Origin of the sequence: Paraburkholderia sp. A1BS-2L, assembly GCF_051125205.1 — a bacterium.
GTDB lineage: Bacteria > Pseudomonadota > Gammaproteobacteria > Burkholderiales > Burkholderiaceae > Paraburkholderia.
Window position 1 is genome coordinate 1,288,253 of the sequence record NZ_CP120428.1, and the last position, 14,330, is coordinate 1,302,582.

The 14,330-nt window shown below is 65.2% G+C and carries 9 protein-coding genes; 8 read left to right on the forward strand and 1 reads right to left on the reverse strand.

The window, feature by feature from the left end; translation table 11 throughout:
- Positions 1–3 precede the first annotated feature (3 nt).
- From hrpA to P5W98_RS05825, 5 genes are all read left to right on the forward strand, one after another.
- Complete coding sequence (hrpA, locus tag P5W98_RS05805) at positions 4–4,671, forward strand: ATP-dependent RNA helicase HrpA (RefSeq protein WP_434718463.1); 4,668 nt, start codon at positions 4–6, stop codon at positions 4,669–4,671.
- Positions 4,672–4,772: 101 nt separating this feature from the next.
- Positions 4,773–5,804, forward strand: a complete 1,032-nt coding sequence (locus P5W98_RS05810; RefSeq protein WP_421079342.1) for a beta-propeller fold lactonase family protein — start codon at positions 4,773–4,775, stop codon at positions 5,802–5,804.
- Positions 5,805–5,874: 70 nt separating this feature from the next.
- A complete protein-coding gene (locus P5W98_RS05815; RefSeq protein WP_434718464.1) occupies positions 5,875–6,903 on the forward strand; it encodes a sterol desaturase family protein in 1,029 nt (342 codons plus the stop codon).
- Positions 6,904–7,043: 140 nt separating this feature from the next.
- Positions 7,044–7,877, forward strand: a complete 834-nt coding sequence (locus tag P5W98_RS05820; protein WP_434718465.1) for an EI24 domain-containing protein — start codon at positions 7,044–7,046, stop codon at positions 7,875–7,877.
- Between the two features lie 99 nt (positions 7,878–7,976).
- Positions 7,977–8,813 (forward strand): competence/damage-inducible protein A, encoded by an 837-nt coding sequence (locus tag P5W98_RS05825; RefSeq protein ID WP_434662211.1) that lies wholly within the window; start codon positions 7,977–7,979, stop codon positions 8,811–8,813.
- A gap of 179 nt (positions 8,814–8,992) precedes the next feature.
- On the opposite strand, the gene P5W98_RS05830 is transcribed toward P5W98_RS05825, so the two are convergent.
- Positions 8,993–9,457, reverse strand: a complete 465-nt coding sequence (locus P5W98_RS05830) for a rhodanese-like domain-containing protein (protein WP_434662213.1) — start codon at positions 9,455–9,457, stop codon at positions 8,993–8,995.
- 466 nt (positions 9,458–9,923) lie between these two features.
- On the opposite strand from P5W98_RS05830, the gene glnA reads away from it, so the two are divergent.
- The 3 genes from glnA to ntrC all read left to right on the forward strand — a co-directional run bounded on the left by glnA (position 9,924) and on the right by ntrC (position 14,257).
- Complete coding sequence (glnA, locus tag P5W98_RS05835) at positions 9,924–11,339, forward strand: type I glutamate--ammonia ligase (protein ID WP_421023684.1); 1,416 nt, start codon at positions 9,924–9,926, stop codon at positions 11,337–11,339.
- A 141-nt stretch (positions 11,340–11,480) separates the two neighbouring features.
- Positions 11,481–12,623, forward strand: coding sequence for a nitrogen regulation protein NR(II) (glnL, locus tag P5W98_RS05840; RefSeq protein ID WP_421043968.1), 1,143 nt, complete (start codon positions 11,481–11,483; stop codon positions 12,621–12,623).
- A gap of 50 nt (positions 12,624–12,673) precedes the next feature.
- Positions 12,674–14,257, forward strand: a complete 1,584-nt coding sequence (gene ntrC, locus P5W98_RS05845) for a nitrogen regulation protein NR(I) (RefSeq protein ID WP_434718466.1) — start codon at positions 12,674–12,676, stop codon at positions 14,255–14,257.
- Positions 14,258–14,330 lie beyond the last annotated feature (73 nt).

A 14,330-nucleotide genomic window follows, 5' to 3' on the forward strand; every position in this document is an offset into this window, starting at 1 on the left:
CCCATGTCGAATGTACCCAAAAGACCTGCCTCGGCGCAGGGCAGCAACACCCCCGGCGGGAAAGACGCGGCGCACGGCGGCGCGCAGGAAAAGCGCGCGTCGCAGAAGTACGGCGACGGACCGAAGCTGGCGTCGGCCGACCGGCTCGCCGCGCTCGTGGGCGGTGGATCGGGCAAACCGCAAAAGAGCGCGCAGACGGCGGTGCACAAGGGCAGCCAGAAGGCAGGGCAAACGCAAGCGCAGACGGCGCCGCAAACGCAGGCACGACCGCAAGCAAGGTCCCAAGCACAGACGCCTGCACAAGGCCAGTCGCAGCAGGAAAAACCACAGACATCCGCGCAACCGCAGACGCAAGCGCAAACACAAACGCGAGCCGCACCGCGCGCGGAAAATCGAAACGAGAGCAAGCCGGCCGCGCAGCCGGGCGCGTCGCGCAACGATCGGCGCGCAGCGCCGCGTGGCGAACCGCGCGATGTGCGGACGCAACCGCAGACGCCGCGCAATCCGCCCCCGCGCGCGCAACAGCCGAATCAACCAAAACAACCGAAGCATCCGAAGCATCCGGCCGCGTCTCAGCCGGCCGCGCCTGGGCCCGCCGCGCCGAAATCCGAAAACGCATCGCGTCCCGCAGGCGAAGGCGAGCGCGCGCCGCGCGTCGAGCGCCCGCCACGCGCACCGCGTGAATCGCGTGAGCCGCGGGAACCGCGCGCGCCCATCGCGCCGAATCCGATTCCGCCAATCACGTTCCCCGAAGCGCTGCCCGTCTCGGGCCGCCGCGAGGAGATCGCGCGCGCCATCGCCGAAAACCAGGTCGTGATCGTGAGCGGCGAGACCGGCTCGGGCAAGACCACGCAGCTACCGAAGATCGCGCTCTCGCTCGGGCGCGGGCGCGGCGCGGGCGGCACCGGCCTCATCGGCCATACGCAGCCGCGCCGGATTGCAGCGTCGGCCACGGGCCGCCGCATTGCCGAGGAACTCGGCACGCCGTTTGGCGAAGTGGTCGGCTACAAGGTGCGCTTCACGGACAATCTTGCGCCGGGCGCGTCGGTGAAGCTCATGACCGACGGCATTCTGCTCGCCGAGACGCAAACCGATCCTCTGCTCAAGGCCTACGACACGATCATCATCGACGAGGCGCACGAGCGCAGCCTGAACATCGACTTTCTGCTCGGCTACCTGAAAGAGATCCTGCCGCGCCGGCCGGATCTGAAGCTGATCGTGACCTCGGCGACCATCGACGCCGATCGCTTCGCGCGCCATTTCGGCAGCGAGGAGAAGCCGGCGCCCGTGATCGAGGTGAGCGGGCGGCTCTATCCCGTCGAGGTGCGCTATCGGCCCGTGCAGGAAGACAGTCCGGCGGTGAAAGCCGCACAGGGCACGACGGGGCGTGAAAAAGGCGCGAAATCACAGCGGGACACGGATCGCGACCTGATGGAAGCCATCGTCGACGCCGTGGACGAACTGTGCCGCGAGGGCTCCGGTGACGTGCTCGTGTTCCTGCCCGGCGAGCGCGAGATTCGCGACGCCGCCGAGGCGCTGCGCAAGCATCATCCGCCGCACACGGAAATTCTGCCGCTGTTCGCGCGGCTTTCCGCGCAGGAGCAAGAGCGCGTGTTCAAGCCGTCGAACGCGCGCCGCATTGTGCTGGCCACCAACGTCGCGGAAACCTCGCTCACGGTGCCGGGCATCCGCTACGTGGTCGATACGGGCCTCGCGCGCGTGAAGCGCTATTCGTACCGCAACAAGGTCGAGCAGTTGCAGATCGAATCGATTTCGCAGGCCGCCGCGAACCAGCGCGCCGGCCGCTGCGGCCGCGTCGCGGACGGCATCTGCATCCGCCTCTATGAGGAGCAGGATTTCCTTTCGCGGCCAAAATTTTCCGATCCGGAAATTTTGCGTTCGTCGCTCGCGGCGGTCATTCTGCGGATGAAATCGCTGCACCTCACGGCGATCGAGACGTTCCCGTTCATCGAGCCGCCGCCGGGCCGCGCGATCGCGGACGGCTACCAGCTGCTCAATGAACTTGGCGCCGTCGACGACGACAATGCGCTCACGGCACTGGGCCGCGAGCTCGCGCGTCTGCCGCTCGATCCGCGCGTGGGCCGCATGATTCTCGCCGCGCGCGACGAGCAGGCCATGCGCGAAGTGCTCATCATCGCGAGCGCGCTCTCGGTGCAGGACCCGCGCGACCGGCCCATCGAGGCCCAAGAGCAGGCCGACCAGGCGCATCGGCGCTTCGCCGACGAGCGCTCCGAATTCCTTCAGTGGCTCAAGATCTGGGCCTGGTTCGAGGAGGCCGTCGCCCACAAGAAGTCGAACAAGCAACTCGTCGATTTGTGCCGCGCGAACTTCCTTTCGCACCTGCGTCTGCGCGAATGGCGCGACGTCCATTCGCAACTGCTCACGGTGGTGCGCGAGCACGGCTGGCGCATCAACGAAGCGGACGCGACCTACGAGCAGATCCATCACGCACTGCTCACCGGGCTGCTCGGCAACATCGGCCTGAAAGCCGACGACGATCCCCATTACCTCGGAGCGCGCGGCATCAAGTTCCACCTGTGGCCGGGCTCGGCGCTAGTGAAGAAAGCGGGGCGCTGGGTCGTGGCCGCCGAGCTTGTGGAGACGAGCCGCCTGTACGCGCGCTGCATCGCGAGGATCGAGCCCGAATGGCTCGAAAAAGTGGGCGCGCATCTGTTGCGCAAGTCGCTTTCCGAGCCGCACTGGGAAAAGCGCGCGGCGCAGGTGAGCGCATTCGAGCGCGGCGTGCTGTATGGCCTGCCGGTGTATCAGCGCCGGCGCGTGGCATTCGGCAAGCAGGATCCGGCGCGGGCGCGCGAACTTTTCATTCGCGGCGCGCTGGTGGAAGCCGAGTTCGACACGAAGCTCGCGTTCTTCGCGCACAACCGCAAGCTGCTCGCCGATATCGAGCAGCTCGAGCACAAGTCGCGCCGCCAGGACGTGCTGGTCGACGACGAGTTGATCTTCGCGTTCTACGATCACGCGATTCCCGAGGGCATTTATTCGGGCGCATCGTTCGAACGCTGGTATCGCGACGAGGTGAAAAAAAGCGGCCAGTCCGAAGACAAGCTGCGTCTGCTCTACCTCTCTCGCGACGACCTGATGCGCCACGAGGCCGCCGGCGTGACGACCGAGCTGTTCCCGAAGCGCATGACGATGTCGGGCGTGGCGATGGCGCTCACCTATCACTTCGAGCCGGGCTCGCCGCGCGATGGCGTGACGCTCACGGTGCCGCTCTACGCGCTCAATCAGGTCGACGCGCGCCGCTGCGAATGGCTCGTGCCGGGCATGCTCAAGGAGAAGGCGCATCTGCTGCTGAAGTCGCTGCCGCAGAAGCTGCGCCGCCATTGCGTGCCGCTGCCCGAATACGCGGCGGGCTTCGCTCAGCGCGCGGGCGGTGAGCGCTTTGGCGCGGGCGGGCTCGTGGAGGCGCTCATCATCGACGTGAGAGAGCAGAAGCAGGTCGCCCTGAAGTCGTCCGATTTCAAGCTCGAATTGCTGCCGGCGCACCTTTTCATGAATTTCAAGGTGATCGACGAGCACGGTCGCCAGCTGGCGATGGGCCGCAATCTCGCGCAACTGCGCAGCGAGCTCGGCGCGCAGGCGCAGCAGCAGTTCCAGAAGCTCGCGAGCGCGACCGCGCTGGCGGCGCTGGAGGCACGTGGGGGCGGGGAGCCGCGCTCCGCTGCGCAAGATTCGCAATCTGCGCCGCAGCCCGGCGTCAACGCGCCTGCGAGCGCGCCCCGGCAGGGCAACGCGCCGCACACGCCTGCGTCCACCGACTCGGCGCCTGCCACCGCGCTCTACGAGAACCTCACGACGTGGAACTTCGGCAAGCTACCCGAGCTGCTGGAGATCCGCCGGGGCGGCCAGACGCTGTTCGGCTATCCTGCGCTGGTCGATCGTGGCACGCATTGCGACGTCGAAGTGTTCGACTCGCCCGAAGAGGCCGCGCGCATCCATCGCGCAGGCCTGCGGCGTCTGTTCGCGCTGCAGCTGCGCGAGCCGATCCGCTACATGGAGAAGAATCTGCCGGGGCTGCGCGAGATGGCCATGCAGTTCATGGCGCGGGCTACCCAGGAGGAATTGCGCGACCAGCTGATCGAACTCGCGCTCGATCGCGCCTGCCTGCAGGACCCGCTGCCCGACGACGAGGCGAGCTTCCACGCGCGCAAGGACGAAGGGCGCGGCCGTCTCTCGCTGCTCGCGCAGGAGATCGCGCGGCTGGTGGGCCAGATCCTTGCCGAATACGCGTCGCTGGCGAAGAAGCTCGTGCAGGCGAAGGCGTTCGGCGCGCCGGCGGCGGACATGCAGGCGCAGGTCGATGCGCTCATCGGCAAGCGCTTCATTCTGGAGACGCCGTACGCGCAGCTCGTGCATTTCCCGCGCTATCTCAAGGGCGTGGCGCTGCGCATCGACAAGCTGCGCGCCGACCCGTCGCGCGACGCGCGCCAGGCGAGCGAATTCCTGCCGCTCGCGCAGCAGTATCAGCGCGCGCTTTCGCAGCGCGGCGGCGTGTTCGATCCGCGCCTGGCCGAGTTCCGCTGGCTGCTCGAGGAACTGCGCATCTCGCTGTTCGCGCAGGAGTTGCGCACGCCCATGCCGGTATCGGTCAAGCGGCTGCACAAGGTCTGGGAGTCGATGCTGCGCTGAAAGTCCGGGCGCGGCGTGCTGTCGCATTTCATCGGCCCAACGTCAACCTTGCAGGAAGGTAGACGTTCTACAATCACGAACCAGTCCGGGAACCACTCTCCATGCGTAATCAATCTTTTGGCCGCGCCGCGGGCCGCCTCGTCGTGAAGGGCGCCTGCGCGGCGCTGGCCTGCGCCGCGTTCGCGGGCATTGGCGCAACCGCGGCGCGCGCCAACAACATCATCGTGCTGAATTCGGGCGAGGCCACGCTGAGCCTCATCGACGACAAGACCCACGAGGTCGTCGGCACCGTGCCCACCGGCAAAGAGCCGCACCACCTGTTCCCGACGCCGGACAACAGCTCGCTCATCGTCGCGAATTCGGTGTCGAACAACCTGCTGTTCGTCGATCCGAAGACGGGCAAGCCGCAGCGCTGGATCGAGAATATCGAGGACCCGTATCAACTCGGCTTCTCGCCCGACAACAAGTGGTTCGTGACCACGGGCTTGCGGCTCGACCGTCTCGATATTTATCACTACGGCGGCGCCGGCAATTTCACGCTCGCCAAGCGCCTGCCGCTCTCGGCCATGCCGAGCCACCTCGCGTTCACGAAGGACAACAATACCGTGTTCGTTTCGCTGCAGGTGTCGGGCGAGATCGCGGCGGTTGACCTGCCCACCCAGCGCGTGCTCTGGAAGATGAAGGTGGGCGCGGCGCCTGCGGGCCTGTGGCTCACGCCCGGCGAGAAATACCTGCTCGTCGGCATGACGGGCGCCGACTATGTCGCGGTGGTGGACTGGCGCAACCAGAAGGTCGTCAAGACGATTCAGGTGGGCAAGGCGGCGCACAACTTCCGCTCGATGGTGGATGGCCGCCACGTGCTGGTGTCGAGCCGCGTGTCGAATGTCATCAGCATCATCGACGAAGAGTCGCTCGAGAAAGTGGGCGAGATCAACGGCCTGCTGCCCGGACCCGACGACATGGAGCTCACCGCCGACAAGCGCTATCTGTGGGTGACGTTCCGCTTCGCCAAGCACATTGGCGTGATCGACATGCAGACGAAGAAGCTCATCAAGACGATCCCGGTGGGGCGCTCGCCCCATGGCATTTACTTCTATGACCGTGCGCCGGTCATGTCGCCCAATGGCGCCTGATTTACGTGGTTTCCCGGGGCGCTTCTGCCCGTGCCTCTAGCCGTGTTTCGTAGATAATTCGCCGCCGCACATGCCAGCCTTTCTGAACTCCTGCGTGCATTGGGCCGTGTCTGGCGCCGACGACCTCGTGTCGTGGCTCCAGACGCTCGCGTACGTCAAGGTCCTGCAGCCGCTGCTCTTTTACGCGGGCCTCATGGACGTGGACGAGGACACGTTCGACGCGCTTTATTGGGTGATCGTCGGCGTGCTGGAGATCGGCGCGATGTACGTGATCCTGCGGCCGCTCGAAGCGCTCGTGCCGGCGGAGCAATGGCGCGACCGCAAGAGCGTGGGCGTGGATGCCGTCTATACCTGGATCACGCGTCTGGGCATCTTCAATCTGCTGTTCTTTTTCGCGCTGCAGCCGGTTTTCGACCGCGCGCAGAGCTGGTTGCGCCTGCACGGCGTGATGAGCGTCGACATCGACAATCTTTGGCCCGGCGTGACGACCGTGCCGCTCGTCACGTTCGCGATCTATCTGATCGTTCTCGACTTCTTCGGCTACTGGTATCACCGTTTTTCGCACCGCTTCGGCATCTGGTGGGAACTGCATGCGGTCCATCACAGCCAGCGCAAGATGTCGTTCTGGTGCGATAACCGCAATCACCTGCTGGACGTGCTGGGACAGTCCTGCATGTTCGCCGCGATTGCGCTGGTCATTGGCGTGCCGCCCGCACAGTTCGTCGTGCTCGTCGCGCTCACGAACTTCGTGCAGAACGTGCAGCACGCCAATATCCGCTGGCACTTCGGCTGGCTCGGCGAGCGGCTCGTCGTGAGCCCGCGCTTTCACCGCCGCCATCACGCCATCGGCTATGGCCACGAGGGCACGACCTATGGCTGCAATTTCGGCGTGCTGTTTCCGTGGTGGGACATGACGTTCGGCAGTGCTTCGTTCAAGCGCGAAATCGAGCCCACCGGGATCCGCGATCAGCTCGAAGGCGAACGCTACGGCGAGGGTTTCTGGGCGCAGCAGGGGCTCGCGTTCCGGCGCATCGCGCGGCGGCTCGCGGCGCAGCGGCGCACCAAGGGCGATACGCGCGACGACGCCAGCGCCGCCTGATCCAACTGATCCAATCGGTACTTCGTGATACTTCACGACTTTGGACGGCCCGTCGCGCCGTGGTTTATGCTGTCGATTTGACGCACCGAACCCATGGGCCTCGTGATGCTTGCTCGTCTGACCGCTGTTTTCCTCCTCGCATGAACGATCTGTTGCGCTCGTTCGGGCGCGCACTGGTGGGCGCGTTCCATCCCTCGATGCTGTTTCTCACCTTCGTGCCGTTTCTCGTGGCGGCGGGAGTGTGGGGCGGCCTGCTCTATGCGTTCTGGCAACCGCTCGTCGATGCGTTGCGTCCAGCGCTCGAACATTGGTGGGCCACTGCGTATCTCTACCGTCTGTTCGACCTGCTCGGCTATGGCGCGTTGCGCAACATGATCGGACCATTCGTGGTGATCGTGCTGTCGGTTCCGCTCATCGTCATTACCGTGCTGCTGCTGATCGTTGCGATTTCGATGCCGCGCGTGATCCGCTATCTCTCGGCCCGGCAGTACTCGACGCTGGAGGAGCGGCGTGGCGGCAGCTGGTACGGCAGCCTGCTTCATTCGCTCTGGACCACGGTGATTTGCATCGTGCTGCTGTGCGTCTCGCTGCCGTTCTGGTTCTTTCCGCCGTTCTTCGCGCTGGTGCCGCCGCTGTTGTGGGGCTGGCTGACCTATCGCGTGATGACCTATGACGCGCTCGCGCTGCACGCCAGCGCTGAGGAGCGGCGCGAGCTCGTGCGCCGGCACCGGCTGCCGCTGCTCGCGATCGGTGTGGCGAGCGGCCTGCTCAGCTCGCTGCCCACGGCGATCTGGATCGCCTCTGCGTGGCTGCTGCTGTTTTTCCCGTTCGTGGCCATGGCGACCGTGTGGATCTATGCGTTCATTCTGGTGTTCACGGCACTCTGGTTCGGCCACTACTGCCTGCACGCGCTTCAGCGTCTGCGCGCGGCGCAAACACGGCAGACGGGGCATGATGTGACCGTCACACACTAAAACTGAATCCGCACGGGAGCCTGCTGCTCCCGACTCCCGCGCTTGCGAAGAATTACGACAAACCACGACGCACTACAACGAATCACGACGAGGTCATTCATGGCATTTGGCGTCATCATCATCGGCGACGAGATTCTCTCGGGCCGCCGCAGCGACAAGCATCTGCCGAAAATCATCGAACTGCTCGGCACGCGCGGCCTCGCGCTCGAGTGGGCCGAATATGTCGGCGACGACCCGGCGCGCATCACGGCGACGCTCGAGCGCTCGTTCGCGTCAGGTGACATCGTGTTTTCCACGGGCGGCATCGGTGCGACGCCCGACGACCATACGCGCCAGTGCGCAGCGGCTGCGCTCGGCGTGCCGCTCGCGCTGCATCCTGACGCGGAGGCCGCGATCCGCGAGCGTATCCGCGACATGCACTCGGGCGCCGATCCGGTCGACTTCGATTCGCTCGAGAACCAGCACCGCTTCCAGATGGGCACGTTCCCGCTGGGCTGCGAGATCATCCCGAACGGCTACAACAAGATCCCGGGCTTTTCGATTCGCGACCATCATTTCGTGCCGGGCTTTCCGGTGATGGCCTGGCCGATGATCGAATGGGTGCTCGATACGAAGTACGCGCATTTGCATCATCAGATGCCGCACGCAGAGAAGTCGCTGCTCGTGTTCGAGTTGCCGGAGTCGACGCTCACGCCGCTCATGGAGCGCATCGAGCATGATTTCCCGGGCGTGCGCGTGTTCAGTCTGCCGAGCGTGGGCGACACGGAGCGCGGCGGCGTTTATGCGCGCCGGCATATCGATCTGGGCGTGAAAGGGGAGCCGGAGGCCGTCGCGGCAGCGTTCGTGAAGCTGCGCGAAGGCGTGCATCTGCTGGGCGGCGACATCGTGGAGCCGCCCGAGCCGGCCAAGATCCAGAGTGCTGCGTCGCGCCACTAACCGCTAACGCCGCCACGGCGAGTTCCTGCGCGAGATTCGCATGATCCCGGGCTGGCGCTTCGGGGCGTGCGTGTCCATCATCGGCGCGTCACATGGGGCGCTCAAAGTGATCAGCCAGGTTTGTGCCAGTCAAATCCGCCCAGACCCGGTTGATTCCGGCACGGCGCGCCGCTTTGGCATCAGGCGCCCAGCCAGGGCAGGCCGCGGAAGCACCAGCCCGTGATCGTCTTGCGATGTCCTTCGCTGTTCTTGTCGCCCTCGAAGCCTTCCAGCAAGTCGTACGCATGCGTGAAGCCGGCCTTGGCGGCTTCGATGGCCGCGAGCTTCGAGCGCGCGGCGCTGCGGCAGAGGAACAGCACAGGTGCGTCGGGATCGGCGACGCTCTTGAGCTGGGCGATGAATTCGGCGTTGGGCACGCCGCCGGGATAGCGCGTCCACTCGACATGGGCATACTGGCCGTCGCCCACCACGGGGCGGCCGACCCAATCGAGTTCGGCGCGCGTGCGCACGTCGACGAGTTTCACGCGCGCATCGAGTTGCAGAAGCTCGAACGCCTCGGCGGGCGAGACCGCGCCCGCGTAGGGCAACTGGCTCTCGACGCGGCGCTTTTCGGCTTGGGCGTACAACTGTTCGAGCGTACTCATGACAGCAGATCTCCTATTTCTCGTGTTGGACCAAAGGATTATTCTAGCGCGCTGCATGGTGCAGGAAGCGGGCGTTCGTGGCGCGCCAATGAGGGCTGGCGGGGCGGCAGGGCCTTGATGCACCGGCTTCGCATGCGCGTGTCCGGTGCGTGCGATTTATTGCACCGGCAGGTTTGCATCGAATTGGTGCGTAGAGTTTTTTATGCACCATAATGGAGTGCGTTTCATGCGCCAAATCTGGGGGTGCACTGGTTTGGTGCGAGTCACCGGGTGGTTTGTGGCGCCGGCACGTTTGCGGCGCGCGCCGTTTCGCTTCCGGTGCCTGCCCGCATTGGGTTTGCGCGGGTAGGGTGCAAAACTGGCACAGAAGCTGCTTCATATGTCACGATCGATTCACAGCAGTGTGGATCAACAGAATTGGCACGGCGGCAACGTTCGCCGAAATCGTTAATCAGGAGAAAAGGTTATGAGCAAATCCGTGGCCGACGTCATGCAACTCGTCAAGGACGAAGACGTCAAGTTTGTCGACTTCCGCTTCACGGACACGCGCGGCAAGGAGCAACACGTCTCGGTCCCGCTGTCGCATTTCGACGAAGACAAGTTCGAGTCGGGCCATGCGTTTGACGGTTCGTCGATCGCCGGCTGGAAGGGCATCGAAGCCTCGGACATGCTGCTCGTTCCGGATGCGAACACCGCGTTCATCGACCCGTTCTACGAAGAGTCCACGCTGGTCCTCACCTGCGACGTGGTCGAGCCGGCAGACGGCAAGGGCTACGAGCGCGACCCGCGCTCGCTCGCCAAGCGCGCCGAAGCGTACCTGAAGAGCACGGGCCTCGGCGACACGGCCTTCTTCGGTCCGGAACCCGAGTTCTTCATTTTCGACTCGGTCCAGTGGAACACGGACATGTCGGGCACCTTCGTCAAGATCGGCTCGGATGAAGCTCCGTGGTCGTCGTCGCGCGAAATGGAAGGCGGCAACCCGGGTCACCGTCCGGGCGTGAAGGGCGGCTACTTCCCGGTCGCGCCGGTCGACACGTTCCAGGACATGCGCTCGGAAATGTGTCTGCTGCTCGAACAGATCGGCATTCCGGTCGAAGTGCACCACCACGAAGTGGCGGGCCAGGGCCAGAACGAAATCGGCACGAAGTTCTCGACGCTGGTTCAGCGCGCCGACTGGACGCAGCAGATGAAGTACATCATCCACAACGTCGCGCATACGTACGGCAAGACGGCCACGTTCATGCCGAAGCCGATCGTTGGCGACAACGGTTCGGGCATGCACGTTCACCAGTCGATCTGGAAGGATGGCCAGAACCTGTTCGCAGGCAACGGCTACGCAGGCCTCTCGGAATTCGCGCTGTTCTACATCGGCGGCATCATCAAGCACGCTCGCGCGCTGAACGCCATCACGAACCCGGGCACGAACTCGTACAAGCGTCTGGTTCCGCACTTCGAAGCGCCGGTCAAGCTCGCTTACTCGGCACGCAACCGTTCGGCATCGATCCGCATTCCGCACGTGAGCAATCCTAAGGGACGCCGTATCGAAACGCGCTTCCCGGATCCGCTGGCCAACCCGTACCTGTGCTTCTCGGCACTGATGATGGCGGGTCTGGATGGCGTGCAGAACAAGATCCACCCGGGTGAAGCTGCAGACAAGAACCTGTACGACCTGCCGCCGGAAGAGGATGCAAAGATCCCGACCGTCTGCGCGGGCCTCGACCAGGCACTCGAAGCGCTCGACAAGGATCGCGAGTTCCTGACGCGCGGTGGCGTGTTCACGGATTCGATGCTCGACGCCTACCTCGAACTGAAGGAAGGCGAGCTCCAGCGCGTGCGCATGACCACGCACCCGGTCGAGTTCGAACTGTACTACTCGCTGTAATCGACGCAACGCGCTACGCGAGCCGCAATGCAGCGTAGCGCGTTTTCGATAGCGGCGATCGATCACAAAGGGACGGTGCTGCCGTCCCTTTTTCGTTGGCCTCGAATGGACTAAAAGCCGGACTGAAAGCCGGCCTGCGACATGGTGCTAAAGAATCTGATCAAGGCAAGGAAGGGTCATGCGGAGCCGCTCTCGGACGAGACGGCGCTCGTGGAGTCGGGGCTGTTGCCCGGCTTCGAGGCGCTGCCCACCGTCGTGCTCGTGCTCGACAAGCGCACCTTGCGCGTGGCGTTCGCGAACCCCACGGCCGAGGCGATGCTCGATCTTTCGCGGCGCCAGCTCGCGCAGATGGCGTGGTCCGATCTTTTCTCCAACGCGGATGAACTGCTCGAAACGATCGCGTCGATCGCGGCGCATCGCTTTCATGCGACGCGCCTCGACGCCGCGCTCGAGCGTCCGGGCCGCGAGGCGCTGCACGTGCACGCGATCGTCGGCTTTCTCGAGAGCGCGCCTGACTACGTGCTGCTCGAGCTGTTCGAAAACGAGCGCCATCTCAAGAGCGATCGCGAGGAGCGCATTCACGACCTTGCGACCGTCAACAAGCATTTGATCCGCAATCTCGCGCACGAGATCAAGAATCCGCTCGGCGGCATTCGCGGCGCGGCGCAGTTGCTCGAATTCGAGCTCGGCACGCTCGGTCGCGACGAGCTGCGCGAGTACACGCAGGTCGTCATCAAGGAGTCGGACCGGCTGCAAACGCTCGTCGACCGGCTGCTCGAGCCGCACCGGCATCCGCATATCGTCGGCGACGTGAACGTTCACGAAGTGTGCGAGCGTGTGCGTGCCGTGATTCTCGCCGAGTTTCCGCGTGGCCTCACGATCGAGCGCGACTACGACGTGAGCGTGCCCGACCTGCGCGGCGACAAGGAGCAGCTGATCCAGGCACTGCTGAACATCGTGCGCAATGCGGCGCAGGCGTTGCGCGAGCGGATTTCGCAGGGCGACGCGCGCATCGAGCTGCGCACGCGCATCGCGCGCAAAGTCACGATTTCCAAGCGCCTGTGCAAGCTGGCACTGGACTTGCATGTCATCGATAACGGACCCGGCATTCCCGAGGAGATCCGCGACCGCATTTTTTATCCGCTCGTCTCCGGACGCGAGGATGGCAGCGGTCTCGGGCTCACGCTTGCGCAGACCTTCGTTCAGCAGCATGACGGTTTGATCGAAGTGGAAAGCCGGCCGGGCCACACGGAGTTTCAGATCCTGCTGCCGCTCGACAACTGATTCACCGCCATTACTTCCATCGCAAGCCACCAGGACTTCTGACCGACCTTATGAAGCCGATCTGGATAGTAGACGACGACCAATCGATACGCTGGGTGCTCGAAAAAGCCCTGGCGCGCGAGAATTTCGCGACCCGCAGCTTCTCGAACGTGCGCGACGCCGCGAGCGCGCTCGAACACGACAGCCCGCAGGTGCTCGTCTCCGACATTCGCATGCCGGGCGGCTCGGGCCTCGAATTGCTGCAGACCGTGCGCGAGCGCTTGCCGGGCCTGCCCGTCATCATCATGACCGCGTTCTCCGACCTCGACAGCGCGGTGGCCGCGTTCCAGGGCGGCGCGTTCGAGTATCTCGCCAAGCCCTTCGACGTGGCCAAGGCCGTCGAGCTGATCCGCCGCGCCGTGGACGAGAGCATGCGCGGCGAGCATCATTGGGACGAGCGTCCCGCCGAGGCGCCCGAGATGCTGGGCCAGGCGCCTGCGATGCAGGACATGTTTCGCGCCATTGGCCGCCTCTCGCATTCGGCGGCCACCGTGCTCATCACTGGCGAGTCCGGCACCGGAAAGGAGCTGGTCGCGCGCGCGTTGCACCGCCATAGCCCACGCGCGAACGGTCCGTTCATCGCGCTGAACACTGCCGCCATCCCCAAGGATCTTCTGGAATCCGAATTGTTCGGCCACGAGCGCGGCGCGTTCACGGGGGCGCAGGCGATGCGTCAGGGCCGCTTCGAGCAGGCCGAGAACGGCACGCTGTTTCTCGACGAAATCGGCGATATGCCGTTCGACTTGCAGACGCGCCTGTTGCGCGTGCTCTCCGATGGGCAGTTTTATCGTGTAGGCGGCCACAACCCGTTGCGCGCGAACGTGCGCGTGATCGCTGCTACGCACCAGAACCTGGAAACGCGCGTGCGCCAGGGGCTGTTCCGCGAGGACTTGTATCACCGCCTCAACGTGATTCGCCTGCGCTTGCCGGCGCTGCGCGAGCGCAGCGAGGACATTCCGCTGCTCGCGCGGCATTTTTTGCAGAAGAGTGCGCGCGAGCTCGGCGTCGAGCCCAAGCGCGTGTCCGACGAGGCGCTGGCGTATATGTCGTCGCTGGCGTTTCCAGGCAATGTGCGCCAGCTCGAAAACCTCGCGAACTGGCTCACGGTGATGGCGCCCGCGCAGACCATCGAGATCAAGGACCTGCCGCCCGATCTGGTGCCAGTGCATGCCGCGGCAACCGACGGCACGCATGCTGGCGCGTCAGGCGAAGCCACGGCGGCCACGGTTCCGGTGGGGATGCCGCTCGCGGGGGGCGAGAGCGCGCTGACCGCGCCAGCGGGTGTAGCCGGTGCCGCGGGTTTCGCCGGCATGCCGGGCGCAAGCGGCGGCATGCCGGCTGTGCATCCGGCGACCAGCAATGGCGCTGCGGCGCCACCGGTGGGCGTTTGGGAAAGCGGCTTGCGCACCGAAGTCGCGCGCCTGCTGCGCGAGAACAGTGCAGGTGTCATGGACGAACTCTCGCGGCGCTTCGAAGCCGCGGTGATTCGCGAAGCGCTCGACTATACGCGCGGCCGCAAGGTCGAGGCCGCCGAGCGCCTCGGCATCGGCCGCAACACCATCACGCGCAAGATCCAGGAACTCGACCTCGAATGAGCGCGGCATGAACCGTGCGCGGCGGCTTGCGCCGTCCCGCAGGGGCCGTCCCGCACGGGCCGCGTCCACGCGC

What these genes read in the sequence shown, in the direction of transcription:
- glnA (WP_421023684.1), top strand. Translation starts at nt 9,924, where the DNA reads ATGAGCAAATCCGTGGCCGACGTCATGCAACTCGTCAAGGACGAAGAC.
- P5W98_RS05825 (WP_434662211.1), top strand. Translation starts at nt 7,977, where the DNA reads ATGGCATTTGGCGTCATCATCATCGGCGACGAGATTCTCTCGGGCCGC.
- hrpA (WP_434718463.1), top strand. Translation starts at nt 4, where the DNA reads ATGTCGAATGTACCCAAAAGACCTGCCTCGGCGCAGGGCAGCAACACC.
- P5W98_RS05820 (WP_434718465.1), top strand. Translation starts at nt 7,044, where the DNA reads ATGAACGATCTGTTGCGCTCGTTCGGGCGCGCACTGGTGGGCGCGTTC.
- ntrC (WP_434718466.1), top strand. Translation starts at nt 12,674, where the DNA reads ATGAAGCCGATCTGGATAGTAGACGACGACCAATCGATACGCTGGGTG.
- P5W98_RS05810 (WP_421079342.1), top strand. Translation starts at nt 4,773, where the DNA reads ATGCGTAATCAATCTTTTGGCCGCGCCGCGGGCCGCCTCGTCGTGAAG.
- P5W98_RS05815 (WP_434718464.1), top strand. Translation starts at nt 5,875, where the DNA reads ATGCCAGCCTTTCTGAACTCCTGCGTGCATTGGGCCGTGTCTGGCGCC.
- glnL (WP_421043968.1), top strand. Translation starts at nt 11,481, where the DNA reads ATGGTGCTAAAGAATCTGATCAAGGCAAGGAAGGGTCATGCGGAGCCG.
- P5W98_RS05830 (WP_434662213.1), bottom strand. Translation starts at nt 9,457, where the DNA reads ATGAGTACGCTCGAACAGTTGTACGCCCAAGCCGAAAAGCGCCGCGTC.